The 17,981-nt window shown below is 50.6% G+C and carries 21 protein-coding genes; 6 read left to right on the top strand and 15 right to left on the bottom strand.

Annotated elements, in window-relative coordinates:
• Positions 1 to 6 precede the first annotated feature (6 nt).
• The 3 genes from AB182_RS18005 to dsbG all read right to left on the bottom strand — a co-directional run bounded on the left by AB182_RS18005 (position 7) and on the right by dsbG (position 2,866).
• A complete protein-coding gene (locus AB182_RS18005; RefSeq protein WP_047371300.1) occupies positions 7 to 633 on the bottom strand; it encodes an IbrB-like domain-containing protein in 627 nt (208 codons plus the stop codon).
• On the bottom strand, positions 618 to 1,793 hold the full coding sequence (locus tag AB182_RS18000; RefSeq protein ID WP_120785460.1) for a phosphoadenosine phosphosulfate reductase: 1,176 nt from the start codon (positions 1,791 to 1,793) through the stop codon (positions 618 to 620). The genes AB182_RS18005 and AB182_RS18000 overlap by 16 nt, the downstream gene beginning before the upstream one ends.
• Positions 1,794 to 2,122: 329 nt before the next feature.
• Positions 2,123 to 2,866, bottom strand: coding sequence for a thiol:disulfide interchange protein DsbG (dsbG, locus tag AB182_RS17995; protein WP_047373344.1), 744 nt, complete (start codon positions 2,864 to 2,866; stop codon positions 2,123 to 2,125).
• A gap of 397 nt (positions 2,867 to 3,263) precedes the next feature.
• Here dsbG and ahpC point away from each other — a divergent pair, with 397 nt between their 5' ends.
• Positions 3,264 to 3,827, top strand: coding sequence for an alkyl hydroperoxide reductase subunit C (gene ahpC / locus AB182_RS17990; RefSeq protein WP_041852156.1), 564 nt, complete (start codon positions 3,264 to 3,266; stop codon positions 3,825 to 3,827).
• A gap of 245 nt (positions 3,828 to 4,072) precedes the next feature.
• Positions 4,073 to 5,638 carry an alkyl hydroperoxide reductase subunit F gene (ahpF, locus tag AB182_RS17985; RefSeq protein WP_047371299.1) on the top strand — a complete coding sequence of 522 codons (1,566 nt, stop codon included), beginning with the start codon at positions 4,073 to 4,075 and terminating at the stop codon, positions 5,636 to 5,638.
• Positions 5,639 to 5,764: 126 nt separating this feature from the next.
• Here ahpF and uspG read toward each other — a convergent pair whose 3' ends face one another.
• The 5 genes from uspG to dcuC all read right to left on the bottom strand — a co-directional run bounded on the left by uspG (position 5,765) and on the right by dcuC (position 9,412).
• Entirely contained in the window at positions 5,765 to 6,193 is a 429-nt protein-coding gene (gene uspG, locus AB182_RS17980) for a universal stress protein UspG (RefSeq protein WP_047371298.1), read from the bottom strand.
• Positions 6,194 to 6,327: 134 nt separating this feature from the next.
• Positions 6,328 to 6,417 carry a small membrane protein YldA gene (yldA, locus tag AB182_RS33300; RefSeq protein WP_277922267.1) on the bottom strand — a complete coding sequence of 30 codons (90 nt, stop codon included), beginning with the start codon at positions 6,415 to 6,417 and terminating at the stop codon, positions 6,328 to 6,330.
• Positions 6,418 to 6,551: 134 nt separating this feature from the next.
• On the bottom strand, positions 6,552 to 6,962 hold the full coding sequence (gene rnk / locus AB182_RS17975; RefSeq protein WP_047371297.1) for a nucleoside diphosphate kinase regulator: 411 nt from the start codon (positions 6,960 to 6,962) through the stop codon (positions 6,552 to 6,554).
• A gap of 169 nt (positions 6,963 to 7,131) precedes the next feature.
• On the bottom strand, positions 7,132 to 7,902 hold the full coding sequence (gene rna, locus AB182_RS17970; RefSeq protein ID WP_380081273.1) for a ribonuclease I: 771 nt from the start codon (positions 7,900 to 7,902) through the stop codon (positions 7,132 to 7,134).
• Positions 7,903 to 8,038: 136 nt separating this feature from the next.
• A complete protein-coding gene (gene dcuC, locus AB182_RS17965) occupies positions 8,039 to 9,412 on the bottom strand; it encodes an anaerobic C4-dicarboxylate transporter DcuC (protein WP_047371295.1) in 1,374 nt (457 codons plus the stop codon).
• Between the two features lie 88 nt (positions 9,413 to 9,500).
• Here dcuC and AB182_RS32665 point away from each other — a divergent pair, with 88 nt between their 5' ends.
• The gene (locus AB182_RS32665; RefSeq protein WP_167337891.1) at positions 9,501 to 9,662 is read left to right on the top strand and encodes a hypothetical protein; all 162 of its coding nucleotides are present in this window, start codon (positions 9,501 to 9,503) and stop codon (positions 9,660 to 9,662) included.
• A gap of 353 nt (positions 9,663 to 10,015) precedes the next feature.
• Positions 10,016 to 10,225: a transcription antiterminator/RNA stability regulator CspE gene (gene cspE / locus AB182_RS17960; protein ID WP_012542460.1), complete on the top strand. Its 210-nt coding sequence runs from the start codon at positions 10,016 to 10,018 to the stop codon at positions 10,223 to 10,225.
• 55 nt (positions 10,226 to 10,280) lie between these two features.
• Here cspE and crcB read toward each other — a convergent pair whose 3' ends face one another.
• On the bottom strand, positions 10,281 to 10,664 hold the full coding sequence (crcB, locus tag AB182_RS17955; protein WP_041852145.1) for a fluoride efflux transporter CrcB: 384 nt from the start codon (positions 10,662 to 10,664) through the stop codon (positions 10,281 to 10,283).
• Positions 10,665 to 10,752: 88 nt separating this feature from the next.
• Between crcB and AB182_RS17950 the strand changes: the two genes are divergently transcribed.
• Positions 10,753 to 11,541 carry a deaminated glutathione amidase gene (locus tag AB182_RS17950; protein ID WP_047371294.1) on the top strand — a complete coding sequence of 263 codons (789 nt, stop codon included), beginning with the start codon at positions 10,753 to 10,755 and terminating at the stop codon, positions 11,539 to 11,541.
• 127 nt (positions 11,542 to 11,668) lie between these two features.
• Positions 11,669 to 11,872, top strand: coding sequence for a twin-arginine translocase subunit TatE (tatE, locus tag AB182_RS17945; RefSeq protein WP_047371293.1), 204 nt, complete (start codon positions 11,669 to 11,671; stop codon positions 11,870 to 11,872).
• A 74-nt stretch (positions 11,873 to 11,946) separates the two neighbouring features.
• Here tatE and lipA read toward each other — a convergent pair whose 3' ends face one another.
• From lipA to rlpA, 6 genes are all read right to left on the bottom strand, one after another.
• A complete protein-coding gene (gene lipA, locus AB182_RS17940; RefSeq protein ID WP_047371292.1) occupies positions 11,947 to 12,912 on the bottom strand; it encodes a lipoyl synthase in 966 nt (321 codons plus the stop codon).
• A gap of 209 nt (positions 12,913 to 13,121) precedes the next feature.
• On the bottom strand, positions 13,122 to 14,075 hold the full coding sequence (locus tag AB182_RS17935) for a YbeF family transcriptional regulator (protein WP_047371291.1): 954 nt from the start codon (positions 14,073 to 14,075) through the stop codon (positions 13,122 to 13,124).
• Positions 14,076 to 14,382: 307 nt separating this feature from the next.
• Positions 14,383 to 15,024 carry a lipoyl(octanoyl) transferase LipB gene (gene lipB, locus AB182_RS17930; protein ID WP_047371290.1) on the bottom strand — a complete coding sequence of 214 codons (642 nt, stop codon included), beginning with the start codon at positions 15,022 to 15,024 and terminating at the stop codon, positions 14,383 to 14,385.
• Between the two features lie 87 nt (positions 15,025 to 15,111).
• A complete protein-coding gene (gene ybeD / locus AB182_RS17925) occupies positions 15,112 to 15,375 on the bottom strand; it encodes a DUF493 family protein YbeD (RefSeq protein ID WP_007373847.1) in 264 nt (87 codons plus the stop codon).
• Between the two features lie 101 nt (positions 15,376 to 15,476).
• A complete protein-coding gene (gene dacA / locus AB182_RS17920) occupies positions 15,477 to 16,688 on the bottom strand; it encodes a D-alanyl-D-alanine carboxypeptidase DacA (RefSeq protein WP_047371289.1) in 1,212 nt (403 codons plus the stop codon).
• A 138-nt stretch (positions 16,689 to 16,826) separates the two neighbouring features.
• Positions 16,827 to 17,975, bottom strand: a complete 1,149-nt coding sequence (gene rlpA / locus AB182_RS17915) for an endolytic peptidoglycan transglycosylase RlpA (protein WP_047371288.1) — start codon at positions 17,973 to 17,975, stop codon at positions 16,827 to 16,829.
• Between the last annotated feature and the right edge of the window lie 6 nt (positions 17,976 to 17,981).

Genomic DNA, 17,981 nt, shown 5'->3' with positions numbered 1-17,981 from the left:
CTGGCGCTATTTAACCGTCCACGCGCGCGAGAATCGACGGCCTGCGAAAAGTTCTGTCAGGCCGTTAATCTGTTTCAGGCGCAAGACTTCATCACTGTCCATTCCCAGTTCCTGACCAATCTGTTCTTCTGTCCAGCCCAGCCGTGAGAGTTCACGAACAATTTCCGCCATCTCATTGATTTGATGACGGCCACGTGCCCGATTATGCCGAATGGTCGCCGCCATGCGATTCGATTTGCTGTTTCTGTCACTGTTAAGGCACGTAATCGGGAGATAGCCTTTAAGTTTACTTCTTAGGGTCGCCCGACTTTTGCCCAGCTCGTGGCGGTGAAAACCATCGACAATTTCGAAATGATGGGGTTTGTCTTCCTGCACCACTATGGGCTGGGTGAAACCGTCGGCTTCCAGCGATTTCAGTAACAGCCGTTTCTCCGGCGGCGCGACATTGTTGGGGTTATAGTCATTGGGAGAAATATGGTCGTTTTTTACCCACAAAACGCAATCGACAGGCTGATCGCGGAAGGGGCTGTACGCGTGGAGAGTGCGACGAAAGTCGTTGATGGCTGCAATCCGTTCTTCCTCAGGTAATGCGGCAAGAAAAGCCTCAATTTCATTGATTAATCGCTGTTGCATAGTATTCCCCACTCCTTGCGTTTATTTTTGATTCGTTCGTGATAGCGTTTGTAATTGCTTGTTTTGGTAGGGCTAAAAGAGAGCGCCCGGCACCAGTAATCGTTATTGAGCAGCACCTTGCAGATGCGGCGCCAGGAGGGGACGTCCTTTGCGCCAGCGTCGCCGGGTTGACTGTCTGGAATCTCCGTCACCCCCTGTTTTTCGAACCAGCGCAGGTAGACGGCAATTTTGTTGCGGTAATGTTCGGCGGACTGTTCCGGCATGCTATCAAGTAAAAACAGGACATACTCCCGCCATCGTAAGTGGGCCGGCTTTGTGAGCTTGCGATGGCCATAGAAGAGGTTATCTTGCCCGGCGTAAATTCCGCCGCTGCTCACACCGCTGACGCGTTCGCACATCACTGCCCAACGTGCAGGCTCGATAACGTGATAGAGCCACAGACCCTGACGTTGTTCCGGGCCGAAAGGTTCGCAGATACGCATATAGCGCGTAGGCACGCCTGCCTGATACATCAAATCGTATAGCGGGTTATAGGGGGTTTGGGTCTTACCGAACCAGGTCCAGATATCGGCAGTTTTCCAGTCATAAATTGGGTAAATGTACCAGGCATGTCCACGCGGCGCCGCGGTGGTCCAGGGCTTATCATCGGCGAAACGCATTTTGCGGGCCGACGCAATAGCCATAAAGCGGTTGTAAGATTCGTCAGCACGAATACCAATCATCATCGCTGCCGGACGATGGTTGGCGAACCAGTCGGCAAATTCACTGACAAAGGCTTCAAATGTCATTCCGTGCTCATAAAAGGGAAATTCGGCAGGATTTGTAATGGCATGCTCAGGGGGTTGTCGTACCCATTCCACGCCGGGTTGCCAGCATTGCCAGGTGGGGGAAAATTGCGATAAGCCATTTTGTGTGGTCAGCGGCAGGGCAACCCAGTAAAAACGCTCTGTGATATCGCTATATTCAGTACGCATGCGTTCTACGTGGTTAATGGTATGGCTGAATTGCGCTTCCCAGTCGATAAATAAGATGCTGATTTTCTTTTTCATCCGACGAGCGAGTTGTACCGTCAGATTGAGCATGATACTGGAATCTTTTCCGCCAGAAAAAGAAACACATACTTTCTGGAAGTTTTCTAATGTCCATTTAATCCTTTCCATGCTGGCGTCCAGAACATCCTGTTCCAGAATTTGCTTATCAATTTTCACCGTCAATTAACCCCAGGCGATTACCTAATCAGACTGGAAATGATAATGAAATTAAACAAAGAGTTAATCTTTAATTTGTTATAGATTTCAATGATATAATTATATTAAATGATTTGAATTGTTTGTATTCACTAGCATTGTGTTTTTGTTTTATTTCTCACTGTTTTGCAACGAGAATTTATGATTGGTAACGAAAAAACAATTCCGGAGAAATAATCATAATTCTCAGTGATGTATTTCTCCGGCTGAATTTTTAACACTTTTGTGGTTTTTTTTTACCTTTATTCGCCCAAAATCAGCTTCATTTTTTCCTCGTCAGGGAGCCCAACCTCCTGCTGCAGCACATTATCTTTATTCATGTAGTAAATGGCTGGTGTGGCGTTGGCACCCAATTCGTCCATTAACGTTTGATTACCTTTCAATACATTCATGATCTTCGGAGGGACGGTTTTGGGTAAATCAAGCGTCATTTTCCCGAGGGATTGCTCGTAGTCATGCCACTTTTTGGCCGGGTCGCTATCGCTCAAAATGGCTGCCGCTGCCGCAGGACTTTCGGGTTTGATAACGCCAACCAATAACGTGCGGATTTGTACTTTACCGGATTCAACCCATGGACGTGACTGTTGCCAGAAGCGGCTGCAATACGGACAGAACGGATCGGCAAAAACGTAGATCACCCGCGGCGCGTCTTTTTTACCATCAAGGATCCACGTCGATTTTTCCATCTGCTGCCAGAGCGCCCGACCTGCCGGAGAGTAGATCTCATCCTGAATCATTTTCTCACTCAGGTTGGTTCCGGCGGTGTCGTACATGTAGCCTGAAATTGCCTGTTTGCCGTCCGGCGTGACATAAATGGTGACGCCCATATCCTGATATTTCCCGAGATAACCTTTCATACCACCTGGCGCATCGAAAGATTTAATGATTGTGATACCTTGTTTTTCAATGGCTTGTACAGGTGCAGGAAGCTCTTCTGCCTGAACGTAAAAAGAAAGAAGCGAAAGTGCGAGTAGACGTTTAAGCATAAAAACCTTATGTAACAATGAGATAATGTTGTTGACGGTAAAACCTATCACAACCATAGACAGTATCTGCATCCCGTGCATTGTTATGTGGCAGCGAGAGTGTTGTAATCCTCACCGTCTGTGCGACAATTTTTTCCTTGCCGCACAACGTGATGCCAGTACGACTGGCGCTGAAGCACCCGCGGGTATTTCAGGTCTAAAGCCACCCGTGAGGTGGCTTTTTTGTTTTTTTACCGATGGGATCCCCGTCAACTTTACGCTCGTTCATGTACGGTACATTAAACAGTTTTGTGCGAGTTGTTAGCTAACGCTTATTGATTTGATAATGCAAACGCATTAGCCGAGTCGGAAAAAAATCGTTAACTTACACCTCAACGAAAACACGGAGGAAGTATAGATGTCTTTAATTAACACCAAAATCAAACCTTTTAAAAACCAGGCGTTCAAAAACGGTGAGTTCGTAGAAGTTACTGAGAAAGATACCGAAGGCCGCTGGAGCGTCTTCTTCTTCTACCCGGCTGACTTCACTTTCGTATGCCCGACTGAACTGGGTGACGTCGCTGACCATTATGAAGAGCTGCAGAAACTGGGCGTTGACGTTTACTCTGTTTCTACTGACACCCACTTTACGCATAAAGCATGGCACAGCAGCTCTGACACCATCGCTAAAATCAAATATGCGATGATCGGCGACCCGACTGGCGCCCTGACCCGTAACTTTGAAATCATGCGTGAAGACGAAGGTCTGGCTGACCGTGGCACCTTCATCGTTGACCCGCAGGGTATCATCCAGGCTATCGAAGTTACCGCTGAAGGTATCGGCCGCGACGCATCTGACCTGCTGCGTAAAATCAAAGCCGCACAGTATGTTGCTTCCCACCCAGGCGAAGTATGCCCGGCTAAGTGGAAAGAAGGCGACGCGACCTTGGCTCCGTCCCTGGACCTGGTTGGCAAAATCTAAAATTCGCGACGCCTTTCTTGCTACAGGTGCGTTGGCTGCGCTTAATCACCCCGGTCACTTACATTAGTAAGCTCCCGGGGATTCATAAGCTTGCCGCCTTCCTGTAACACGAAATTCTTGCGAATTAGTCTGTTAATGGGCGCTTTTGCGCCCATTTTATTCCCGCGCACCATGATTCAAGTTGCATTGGGGCCGCCGTAATAAGGCAGCTTGCATGATGATGTTTTAAGCCCAGGAGATTAAAAATGCTCGACACAAACATGAAAACGCAGCTCAAGGCTTACCTTGAGAAACTGACTAAACCTGTTGAGCTGATTGCCACGCTGGATGACAGCGCCAGATCGGCAGAAATCAAGGAACTGTTGGCTGAAATTGCTGAACTGTCAGATAAAGTCTCTTTCAAAGAAGATAACACGCTGGCAGTGCGCAAGCCGTCCTTCCTGATTACCAACCCAGGTTCAAGCCAGGGGCCACGTTTTGCGGGTTCGCCGCTGGGCCATGAATTCACCTCTCTGGTGCTTGCGCTGCTGTGGACCGGTGGGCACCCGTCTAAAGAAGCGCAATCTTTGCTCGAGCAGATTCGTGATATTGACGGTGATTTTGAGTTTGAAACGTATTACTCGCTGACCTGCCATAACTGCCCGGATGTCGTACAGGCGCTTAACCTGATGGCGGTGCTGAACCCGCGTATCAAACATACGGCTATTGATGGCGGCACGTACCAGAATGAAATCACTGACCGTAATGTGATGGGCGTTCCGGCAGTCTTCGTCAATGGTAAAGAGTTCGGTCAGGGGCGTATGACGCTGGCTGAAATCGTGGCAAAAATTGATACTGGCGCGGAAAAACGTGCAGCGGAAGAGCTGAACAAGCGTGATGCGTATGATGTGCTGATTGTCGGTTCCGGCCCGTCTGGTGCGGCAGCAGCGGTTTACTCCGCACGTAAAGGTATCCGTACCGGGTTGATGGGTGAGCGTTTTGGTGGCCAGGTGCTGGACACTGTAGACATCGAAAACTATATCTCTGTGCCGAAGACCGAAGGCCAAAAACTGGCGGGCGCGCTGAAAGCGCATGTTTCTGAATACGACGTTGATGTGATTGATTCGCAAAGTGCGACCAAACTGACGCCGGCTGCGGTGGAAGGGGGTCTGCATCAGATTGAAACTGCATCGGGTGCGGTGTTGAAGGCACGCAGCATCATTATTGCGACCGGGGCAAAGTGGCGCAACATGAACGTGCCGGGCGAAGAACAGTATCGCACCAAAGGGGTGACCTACTGCCCGCACTGTGATGGCCCGCTGTTTAAAGGTAAGCGTGTGGCGGTCATCGGCGGCGGTAACTCCGGCGTGGAAGCTGCCATCGACCTGGCAGGTATTGTTGAACATGTCACCCTGCTGGAGTTTGCGCCCGAGATGAAAGCAGACCAGGTGCTGCAGGATAAAGTGCGTAGCCTCGGTAATGTTGACATCATTTTGAATGCGCAAACCACCGAAGTTAAAGGCGATGGCAGCAAACTGACGGGTATTGAGTATCGCGATCGCGTGAGCGGTGATGTGCATCATATCGCGCTGGCCGGTATCTTCGTGCAGATTGGTTTACTGCCGAATACCACCTGGCTGGAAGGTGCTATTGAGCGCAACCGTATGGGCGAGATCATCATTGACGCGAAATGTGAAACCAGCGTCAAAGGCGTGTTCGCCGCGGGTGACTGCACGACGGTGCCGTACAAGCAAATTATTATCGCCACGGGTGAAGGAGCGAAAGCCTCTCTGAGTGCATTCGACTACCTGATCCGTACAAAGCGTGCATAACATAAGAAGAAAGTAAGACAAGCCCGAAATCATTCGGGTTGCATGAAGCTAACGCACCGGCAACCCGAAGAATGAAGGGCCTAAACCTGCAATAACAAAGAGGCTGCCACTGGCAGCCTCTTTTTTTCACCGTACAACCAGCACCGGAATGTGCGCATGGCGCACAACGCTTGACGCGTTTGACCCCAGCAAATGGGTAGTGATAGAGGGGTTACGCGAACCAATCACCACCATGTCCGCATGTAACTCTTCTGCTAACTCATTGACCACATCGCGTACGCTTCCCAGACGAACATGGGTGCGGATACGCTCAGGGCTAATTGAAAAGTGACTTACCATCGTGGTCAGGCGGGTTTGCGCTTCATGCTGCAAATGTTCTTCAAAACGACGAATATCTGCAGCGAATCGGTGCAGGCTCAGGCTGGAAGAAGCTGGCAAAACGTGCAGTAAATGGATGACCCCCGTGTCCTGAGCAAGGAACTCGGCGTGGCGCACGGCTTTGTCGCTTAACTCCATTTCAAAAACATCTACCGGCATAATGATTGTCTGATACATAAACGTGTCTCCCTGTAGATTATGTCACGGGTATTTCAGCAGGTATGACCGCATGATTCTGCTACGTCGCTGGCAATTATTTATTTGACCTGGGGTTTAAGTGGAGAGAGATGACTTTCCGGAATGACCGGACGTTACCAGTGCCGTTCGAGATAGAGCACGGCTGCGACAATAATCGCCGCCACGATCAAATAAATAAGGGTGATGATCCATGTTTCGCTCATATGCGAACCCTGGGCAAAAACCTCTTACCACAATAGAAGCCTGGTCGGGACAAAGATATGCGACATTCGGGTGAGCTGACCCAGGAAGGGAAAAGAGGATGCGGTATGCATCCTCTTAACAGCGTATGGCGTGCTTAACGCAGATATTCGCCAGCGGCTTCTGGCTGGTAGATTAACTCCAGCACTTCGAGATCGGTGGTCGCACCGCCGGGGAGTTCCCAGTGGATGCTATCGCCGACCCGTAAGCCCAGTAACGCAGCACCGACTGGCGCCATCACGGACAGTTGCGTCGCGCTATCGGTCATTTGCGCCGGGTAGACGAGGGTTCGTGTGCGGATTTCACCGCTTTTCAACTCACGGAATTTTACCGTGCTGTTCATGGTTACCACGTTGGCTGGCATCGCTTCGGGCGCACACATCTGCGCGCGATCCAGTTCGTCATTCAGCACCTTCGCGACCGGCAGACTGGCATGAGCGGGTTGCTCCAGCAGACGGTCAATGCGCTCAGCGTCAAGTTCATTGATGATAATTGCAGGTCTGGACATCTATTACTCCATGTCATGAGGCGAAATCCCGCCAGATTAATCCAAAGAAAAACCCTCGCCGTCTGGCAGCGAGGGTTTAACTCTTCGGATGATACTGAGACTGCACACAACTTTGAAGTGACTTAGCTCACATTTGCCGGGTTTATGTCTTTAAGCCGAAGGGGCGGTATTAATAACCGACGCTGTCGATAACAAAGTCATTTCCGCAGTTTCCCGGATGGGGTTGCGCCAGCAGGGATTTTGCAGAAAGCGGCTCATTGATAGCCCGCGCGTCAATGGCGATTTGCATTTCAGTCAGATACGCCGGATTACCGCTACAGTTCAGTTTTACAGCTTTAACACTGTTAGCACCCCAGGCCTTCGCAACGGCGGCGTCAAAATCGCTACGGCTTACGTGTTTACCGTAGTTATTTGCCAGAAAAAGCCCCGGCGCACTGCTTTTCACTTCCTGGTTCAGACGCACCATCGTCCCGAATAAGGCGTCCGGATCGAAACCGAAGCAAACGCCGTGTTTGGCATATTCGTAACGTTCCAGACAAGACGAGCTGCCAGCGCCGGGCATAACCGAGTTGAGCTTGTTCGCCACTTCCAGTGACATTCCGGTTTCAGCGGCAGAACATTTCTGGCTGATTTTCGCCTCAGGCATATTGGGAACAGGGCGCGTGGCGCAGCCATATCGCATCCAGCGCTTCTCATCCACACCGCGTGCCGCAATAGATTTCGGCAGGCCGGGCCACAGGCCGTGAACGGTCAGAAAATCAATTTTTTGCGGTAGTTCTTTTTGTAGTCGGCATTCTTCCGGCTCGCGCCCCCCATGGTCATGCTGACTTTGGCAAAAACCGGTTTGCCACGAAAGTGCAAGCACGTAGCGGTCAAAATCACCGTACTGTTTGGGCTCGAGTGGGGCAGCGTGAAGGGGGGAGAGCGACAGCATCGCCATGGCGACACCCAGACTGGCGACGAGTCCCTTTCTGAACATTTCTGATCCTGATGAATGTGTTTAGATAATTTCCGTAAGTTATTAAAGCACAAAAAGCGCCGGATGGGCGCTTTTTGCGTTATGTCTGAACAGACTGTTAATGCACGGCGGCGCCTGGAACCAGAATTTCTGTCGCCACGATCACCACAATCAGACCCACAATGACCGGCACTGATGTCCGTTTTACCACTTCAAACGGAGAAATATTGGCCATACCTGCAACGGCAACCACCACGCCGGACACCGGGGAAATGGTGCGACCAAGGTTAGAAGCCTGCAGCATCGGAATCGAAAGATAAGCCGGGTTGATACCTGACTCGTGTGCCAGTTTGGGGATCATTTCCACAAACGCGTAGAACGGTGCGTTACCGGAACCCGTCGTCATCGCCGCCAGCATGGTGAGAATGACCAGCACCAACATCAGAATGATACTGGCGGAACCAAACGAGGTGGCAATGGAGATCAGACTCTGGATAAAACCAATCGTGCTGAGCCCCTGTGCGAAGACGCCGGCGGCAACTAACAGCATTACCACGCCAGCAAACGCATCGGCCATGCCGCGATAAGCCACTTCCAGACCGGAAAAGACGTTCTGCGTATTGAAACCGCGCAAAAACTCCAGCACTGCGGCGAGCAGCATGCAGATCACCAGGATAGTGATGATATGCAATTCCGGCCCCCATTTTCCGTCGAAGATCAGCACGCCAATGATCGGTGTAAACGGCAGAATGGCGTAGAAAGACGGCGCAGTGGTGGTGATGTCTTTCACATCCAGCATCTCTGCGGTGATGTTCTCTTTTTTATCCAGATAGCGCTGCCAGAAATAGTGGGCGATGGCCATAAAAATAATGGCAGCGATGGAGATCGGCAGCGTAGTTTTGAACGCGAAGTCGATGAGCGGCATCTCTGCGGCTTTCGCGGCCAACACCACATCCCCGGAGGTGGGAGATAAAATAATCGCCGCCGGAGAGGCGCAAATAGCAGCGGCGGCCCCGCGGCTTATCCCTACGTTCACCATTACCGGGAAGAGCGTTGCCATTAATAATACGCCAAGCCCGGTAGCGGAGGAGACCGCCAGGGACATCAGGCAAGCGACAAAATAGGCGGCGATCATTAATAAATAGGGCGAGTTAATGAAACGCAGCGGTCGGGAAGCGAGCTTAACGACCATGTCGTTGGCACCGATATGGGTCATATAGGCGGCAAACCCACACAGCATCATGATCATCATGCCCAGGTCGCCACCGCGGCTCATCAGCAAGATTTTAATGTATTCAACGATGTCTGTTGCGGTGTAACCCGTGCTGGTAGCACTCCCCGGCAGGACTTTGTGTCCCATCAGCGCACTGACGATTAACAACGTCAGACCGCCGACAAACAGCACGCCGGTGGCAGAGTAACCTTTAATGATATAGCGTGCGACACCCACAATTACCACGACGCCAATCAGAAGTTCAATAAACGTTAACATAATGTTCTGGATCCAAGGGTAAAGAACAAGAAAAATGACTGCCGGAAAAGGAAGAAATGCAATGTGCCGAATAACCGCTAAAGAGTAGATGATTAAAATCAAAGAAGAATCGTTTTGCGAATATTATCGCGCATTTTTGCTTATTTCCCGCAAAATGGCAGAAATACAGTTGCGAGGTTCGCAAAAAATCATGGGCGTACTGGGCGCTGAAAAGTGGTCGATTGTTCGCAAAGGAAGGCGCAAACCCTGAGCGGGCAGCGAGACCATCGCGCGTTCCTCTATTCGTGTCTCTTTGCGTAACCGAATGCTGATCCTGCTTGCTGCACTGTGATTGTCGATGGTTGTCATCCCGGCGGGGTACACATTCCTTCATCGTTGTCACTAATTTATGAGCAAAATACCGCGTCTCGTTTGCGCGACGTAGCATTTTTGAGGTGGTTAATTCTTAACCATTGATGCGGATCCCAAATAAACAGTATCTTTGAAAAAACTTAGCGACATTTATCACTTTTTGATGAATAACGACTGGACAAAAGTCTTCACAATTGTTGTACTGTAACTCGACACAGCATTTGTGTCGTTTTTCATGTAAAGGTAATATTGATGTCTAAGATTAAAGGTAACGTTAAGTGGTTTAATGAATCCAAAGGATTCGGTTTCATTACTCCGGAAGATGGCAGCAAAGACGTGTTCGTACACTTCTCTGCAATCCAGAGCAATGGTTTCAAAACTCTGGCTGAAGGTCAGCGTGTAGAGTTCGAAATCACTAACGGTGCCAAAGGTCCTTCTGCTGCTAACGTAATGGCTATCTAAGTTAGCAATAAGACAGAATTATAAAACCCGCCTCTAAGGCGGGTTTTTTTTGCCCTTAATTCGCATTAACGCTGGAAAACAACCAGAAGGCGAGCGCCGTCATCGCAAATGATCCGAGCAGGTTAACGGCCACGTTAAGCAAAGCCCAGCTAAAACGTCCTTCCTGTAATAAAAAAACCACCTCCGCTGAAAACGTTGAAAACGTAGTCAGACCACCGCAAAAACCTGTGGTCAGTAACACTTTCCACATCGGGTCGATATGAGTCATGCGGTTAAACCAGGCCAGTCCCATCCCAATGATAAACGCCCCGGCTAAATTCGCTGTCAGTGTCCCCAACGGAATAGCATGATGGGCGGGGTTAAATTTCATGCTGAGCGCCCATCGCGCCACGCTACCCGTCCCGCCACCAATAAATACAGCTAAAAGAAGTTGTAACACGCGGAAATCCTGCTATTTGATTTGTTAGAGTGGTGAGTGTAGCGCCGAAGCGGAGGACTGGCTATGGCGACAGAAGCAGGAGAAAACGATGATTGTTGCGGCAGGGCAGTTTGTTGTTACCCCGGACTGGCAAATAAATGCTCATACGTGTGTCACATTGATGGCGCAAGCAGCACGTCAGCAGGCGTCGCTGTTGGTACTTCCTGAGGCGTTACTGGCGCGAGATGACAATGACCCTTATATGTCTGTGAAATCGGCCCAGACGCTTGATGGAGGCTTTTTAAGCCTGTTGCTTGAGGAGAGCCGCAAAAATACGCTGACAACCCTTCTGACCATTCATGTGCCTTCCTCGTCGGGAAGGGCGGTAAATACGCTGGTGGCGCTGCGCGAAGGGCATATTCTTACCCGGTACGCCAAACTGCATCTTTACGATGCGTTTAACATGCAAGAGTCGGCGCGTGTGGATGCGGGGCATGAAATCGCACCGTTAATTGACGTAGACGGGATGAAGGTCGGGTTAATGACCTGCTATGATCTGCGCTTTCCTGAGCTGGCGTTGTCATTGGCGTTACAGGGGGCCGATATTCTGGCACTTCCTGCGGCATGGGTTCGGGGCCCGCTCAAAGAGCAGCACTGGGCGACGTTACTGGCGGCGCGAGCGCTGGACACGACCTGTTATATCGTGGCGTCAGGTGAATGTGGCAATAAGAATATTGGCCAGAGTCAGGTAGTCGACCCGCAGGGAGTGGTTATTGCCGCGGCGGGAGAGGTCCCGCAACTTATCATGGCGGAGGTTACGCAACAGCGTTTGTCGCAGACGCGGGAGAAATTACCCGTCCTGCGAAATCGCCGTTTCGCTCCACCGCAACTGATGTGATGTTTTTTTAAACAATGCTTGATTCATCTCGTTACAGATTGCTATTGTGTGCGCGCGTCGAATGACCGTTAATGACATCAGGTTATAATGGTGCTTTACGCAGTCCGTTTTATGAAAGAAGGTATCTATGGGTGAGATTAGTATTACCAAATTGCTGGTCGTGGCCGCACTGGTCGTTCTGCTGTTTGGTACCAAAAAACTTCGTACGCTGGGCGGAGATCTGGGCACAGCGATCAAGGGCTTTAAAAAAGCCATGAATGACGATGACACCACGGCGAAGAAAACTGCGGAAGACGACGTTCCGGCCGAAAAGCTTTCTCATAAAGAGTAAGTATGTTCGTGCAACATAAAAAAACCGGCATTACGCCGGTTTTTTTATTGCAAGTGTAATCAGATATTACTGCATTATTTTACTTCAATACCTTTAGCTTGCAGGTCGGCGTGGTAGGACGAACGCACGAACGGACCGCATGCAGCATGGGTGAAGCCCATCGCCAGCGCTTCCGCTTTCATTTCATCAAACTCTTCCGGGCTGACATAACGCTGTACAGGTAGATGGTGGCGGCTTGGCTGCAGATACTGGCCCAGCGTCAGCATGGTAACGCCGTGGCGGCGCAGGTCGCGCATGACGTCAATGATTTCAGCATTGGTTTCCCCAAGTCCCACCATCAGGCCAGATTTGGTGGGGATCTCCGGATGCGCTTCTTTAAAGCGTTCCAGCAGTTTTAGAGACCAGTTATAGTCTGCTCCCGGACGGACCTGGCGGTAAACGCGCGGTACGTTCTCCAGGTTGTGGTTAAACACATCCGGCGGGGTAGCCGTCAAAATATCCAGCGCGCGGTCCATACGACCACGGAAGTCTGGTACCAACGTCTCAATCTTGATGGCGGGGTTTTTCTCGCGAATCGCACTGATACAGTCAGCGAAATGCTGAGCACCGCCATCACGCAGATCGTCACGGTCTACCGAGGTAATCACGACATAACGTAACGCCATGTCAGCGATAGTCTGAGCCAGTTTTTTCGGTTCGTTGGCATCCGGCGCAACCGGGCGACCGTGAGCCACATCGCAGAACGGGCAGCGGCGCGTACAGATCGCGCCAAGAATCATAAAGGTCGCCGTGCCGTGATTGAAACACTCTGCCAGGTTCGGGCAGGACGCTTCTTCGCAAACCGAGTGCAGCCCATTTTTGCGCATGGCCGCCTTGATGCCCTGAATACGGGACGAGTCAGCCGGAAGTTTGATCTTCATCCATTCCGGTTTTCTTAACAGGGCTTCGCGCTCTGTTGCCACGTTTTTAACCGGGATAAGGGCCATTTTATCGGCATCGCGGTACTTAACACCGCGTTCCATCACAATGGGTTTACTCATAGCGTGCGTGTTCCAGTTGCGGATAACGAAGTAAGTGTTTCAATTCAAGGGAATGTTGTATTTATCAACTATTTTTGAATTAATGACGTGCAGTATAGCATTGATAGGGGGCAGAAAGCAGCCTGGCAACGGGGCAAAATGTAAAATAGTTGTTGTTTTGTACGCTTTGCCCAATGAGGATTAGCCGTTTTGCCAGGCTGATGCGGATTTCAGAAAGCCCGGCGAATAACGTTGATAACGTTTTCAAGTACCGGGTCACGCAGGCTTAACTTGTTGTAATACAGAGAAACGTCCAGTCTTTCGTTACTGACCGGCGGAAAATCAATTTCTACCAGAGGCCAGCACGCGCTAAAGAGCTTGAACAGGCGAGTTGGCATCAACCCTAACATATCACTGTTACCAATCAGTGCTGCGATAGTAAACATATTGTAACTGCTAAAGCTGACCTGACGTTCAGGGAACAGATCCTGAACACGCTGACGCAACGCACTCAGGTTTTGTCCCTCTAGCATCAATAATGTGTGTTCATAGTGTTGCAGGACATCTTCATTGATGGTCGCGCGCAGGCAGGGGTGCCCTTCGCGACAAACCAGCATCAACCGATCAGTATACAGTGCATGATGGCTCAGGGTGCGGGCTGTCGGGATATTGGTGTCGATGATGAGATCGGTCTGGAACTGACTGAGTTGATTTTCGGCATCATGGATAGGGATATTGCGCATCACCAGATGCGGTGCGCTCTCTTTGATAGCCTGCCAGATAACGGGAATGACAATCGCGCCCAGCGAAGGGGGGGTGCCGATAGTGATAGTTCGTTGTTTATCATAACTACCGGTCAGATCCAGCGCACCGAGAATCGACTCCAGACCCTGGCTAATATACTCATGCAAATGCGAAGCATAGGCGGTTGGCGTCACGCCCTGGCCTTTGCGAATAAAAAGCGGATCGGGGAATATTGTTCGTAATTTTTGAATGGATTGACTAATTGCGGATGGCGTCAGGTTAAGCACTCGCGCGGCATTCACAATCCCTTTGTGTACATATACTGCCTCAAAGATGGTCAATAAATTGAGGTCAATATTGCGTAACGTTCTGAAGATTTGTGGTTTATCATCTTCGGGTCGCTCGGCTATTTTCTGTTCCGACAGGTTATTATAATCCACGCTTGTACTCCGTAATCATTCACAATATGAATGATAGTTGAATTTATTATTTATGGTGATGTGTAATTTAAGCTGATTTTTCTTCACATATCATCATTATGGATGGTTTTCAGCATGATGCAGGGCATTAAGCTTAAATTTAATCCGGCTATGCGCAATTCGACGTCGCAGCAAATGTGCCACGCGTTGCGAATTAACCGGATCAGGCAGGTATTTTGAAAATAGAGAAGAGAACTGCGGTTGTAAAGTATAACTGGGGGAAATAAATAACGACTTGCTTAAAAAGCAAGCCGTTATACATCATATATTAAGTAGCGGTATATATATGTGGCGGATTGTTTAGCTGTGCTAAAAGATGGCTAATAAGCACAGGTCTTATTTTGTCCATATTGGCATCAGGCATGAAATGTTTAACTTGCGTCATTTCCATTCCAGCATACCCACATGGATTGATGCGTAAAAAAGGGGTTAGATCCATCGCGATATTCAGCGCCAGGCCATGAAATGAGCAACCTTTACGAATGCGTAACCCCAGCGAACAGATCTTTTTATCCTGCACATAAACACCCGGAGCATCGGCGCGCGCACGAGCTTCAATACCCCATTCCGCCAGTGTATCGATGACAGTTTGTTCCATCACGGTGACAAGTTCACGGACGCCAAGTTTACGACGCTTGAGGTTTATTAATATGTACATGACCTGCTGACCAGGACCATGATAGGTGACCTGGCCGCCACGATCGCTTTGTATCACCGGAATATCACCGGGGGAGAGTACATGCTCAGCTTTACCTGCCTGTCCCTGAGTAAAGACCGGGTTATGTTCAACCAGCCAGATTTCGTCAGGCGTGCTCTCGGTGCGGGTTTCCGTGAATTCATGCATTGCCTCAGACACAGGGTCGTAGGGCTGCAGGCCAAGGTTACGGATTAGGATTGTATCCTGAGACAAAACAGCATCTCCGGGAGAAGAAAAGGTGAGGGGATTATATCACATAGAGAGTGTTACCCGACCAGCGGCCCGGTAACACCTGCTTAATTACAGTACCATACGAACAATTTCAATGTTGCCCAGTTCTTCGTACAGGGTCTCAACTTGCTCAATATGCGTGGCGGTGATGGTGATGGATACCGAGTGGTAATTGCCTTTGCTGCTCGGTTTTACCTGCGGAGAGTAATCACCGGGCGCATGGCGCTGTACCACTTCAACCACCAGGTCAACCAGCTCTGGTTTCGCCAGTCCCATCACTTTGTAAGTAAAGGGAGTCGGGAATTCAAGCAGTTCTTTGAGATTGGTTTTCATGTCAGCTCCGGCGTAAAAATAATAACTCCTGCCGAAAGGGCAGGAGTTTTTGAGATGCTTAGTATATGGGGACGGAAATCACACTTTCAAGTGTTCGTTTTTTAGCCGAACCAGTGATGGAACATCAGCTTGATATAGTCGATGATTTTACCGAAGAAATTCCCTTCCTGGATTTCCTGCAGCACGACCAGAGGACGTTGTTCGATAGTTTTGCCGTCCAGTTGGAAGTTAATGGTGCCGACCACCTGATTTTTCTGCAACGGCGCGTGCAGTTCACTGGTGGTTAACACATAACTCGCCTTCAGATCTTTCATACGGCCACGTGGGATAGTCAGATAGACGTCTTTATCAACACCCAGCGAAGCGCGATCGTTGTCACCAAACCAGGCTGGTTCTGAGGCGAATTCTTTGCCTGCTTTCAGCGGACTCACGGTTTCGAAGAAACGGAAACCCCATGTCAGCAGTTTTTTACTTTCGGCTTCACGCCCTTTGAACGTTCTGCCACCCATAACTGCGGAGATCAGGCGCATCTGGCCTTCGGTTGCAGAGGCCACCAGGTTGTAACCCGCTTTGTCCGTATGACCGGTTTTAATACCGTCGACATTCAGACTGTTATCCCACAGCAGGCCGTTACGGTTGGTCTGGCGAATACCGTTAAAGGTGAACTCTTTCTCTTTGTAGATGGAGTATTCGTTTGGCACATCGCGAATCAGTGCCTGGCCAATCAGGGCCATGTCACGTGCGGAGCTGTATTGCCCCTCAGCATCCAGACCATGAACAGTCTGGAAGTGGGAGTTCTGCAGGCCAAGCGCGTTAACGTAGTTATTCATCAGACCGACAAACGCGTCCTGGCTGCCAGCAACATAATCTGCCATCGCCACACAGGCGTCGTTACCAGACTGCAAGTTGATACCACGGATGAGTTGTGAAACCGGAACTTGCATACCCGGTTTCAGGAACATCAGAGAAGAGCCACGGAACACCGGGTTGCCTGTTGCCCACGCGTCATTGCCGATAGTGACCAGATCGCTATCTTTGAATTTCCCCGCTTTCATTGCCTGGCCGATGACGTAGCTGGTCATCATTTTCGTCAGGCTGGCCGGATCGCGACGCGAATCGGCGTTCTGTTCTGTCAACACCTTGCCGGAGTTGTAATCGATGAGGATCCAGGATTCGGCATCAATCTGTGGCGCGCCAGGAATCATGGTCTTGATATTGAGGTCATCAGCATGGGCTGTGCCGAGGGTGGCGGCAGTCAGTGCCGTGGTGAGCGCCAGGCGCTGTACGAAACGAACGGAGAGAGTGGTCTTCATGGTCTGAACAACGACATCCGTGATGGAGTTAAAAAAAGTGCCCTACTATAGCAAAAGCTATTCTGACAGGCATCCGACTTTCCGCATGACTTTGTTAATGCTGTTTACAGTGGTTGACAAAGTCAGATGCCAAATCTGTTATTGCGCGTTGGTTACAAAAGACTGTAACTGCGCTTCATTTTGCAGACGCTGTTGCAAGGCACTGGCGTCTGATTTATTGCTAAAAGGCCCGAGCTGGATACGCCACACCGCGCCGTTTTGCACCACCCGGCCCGGCACAGAAAATTGCTGGGCCAGGCGCTGCTGGTACTGCTGCGCGCGGGTTTGATCGCTGACTGCGCCAACCTGCACCATATAACTTCCGCTTGCCGCAGCCGGCGCCGCGGATGTCGCAACGTGGCCTTGTACGGAACCTGGCGCGGTGATCGGTGCCGTTACGGGAGCTGTGCGCGTTGCCGGTGCCGGGGTGGCCACTGGCGCAGCGGTCACGGGTGGCGTCGTCTGCGTCGTCACAGCTGGCGCAGCAGGTTCGCTGCCCTCAAGTACGCCTGCATGCAGCGGCGTCGGCGCACCCAGGAAACCGCCGCTACTTACTGGCTTTGTGTTTTCGTCACCTTTCAGCGTCGAATTGCTGATCATGCGCACGTTATCAGGAGCAGGTTGCGGTTGTGACGCGCCATTGCCGTTCAAATCCGGGAGTGCCGGCAGGGCATAGGTTTGCTTCGCGATAGTGGTACAAACCGTTCCCGGACCGGACATGGAACCGTCCTGCGCCACAATGATCGGGTCGATGCGCACTTTGGTATTGTTCGACGTATTCAGGCGATCGGCCGCCGCACGCGACAATGAGATCACGCGATCGTTACCATAAGGGCCGCGATCGTTAATGCGTACCACCACCATGCGGCCATTCGCCAGGTTAGTGATACGGGCATAACTCGGAACAGGCAGCGTCGGGTGAGCGGCGGTCAGTTGTAACGGATCGAACGCTTCTCCCGTCGCGGTTAAATTACTCCCCGGTTCCGCATCATAAATAGCGGCAAATCCTGCCTGACTGAACTGCGAAGGATTCTGCACAATTTTGTAGCTTTTGCCGTCGCGCTCGTAATCCTGGTTTGCCGAAGGATTCGGCGTTTCAAAACGAGGCTCCGCACCGCTGATTTCAACGACCGGACCGTTGCACACCGGAGTAGGCGGCGCAACCATCGTCTTTTGCTGACCATCATCACTTGAACATGACGCCAGCAATACTGCTGCTATACAGACACCTGGCCATTGCTTACGCATTGCGCA

Source organism: Phytobacter ursingii (genome assembly GCF_001022135.1).
Taxonomy (GTDB): Bacteria; Pseudomonadota; Gammaproteobacteria; order Enterobacterales; family Enterobacteriaceae; genus Phytobacter; species Phytobacter ursingii.
Note: the sequence above shows the minus strand (reverse complement) of the source record. Positions and strands in the feature narration are given on the sequence as shown.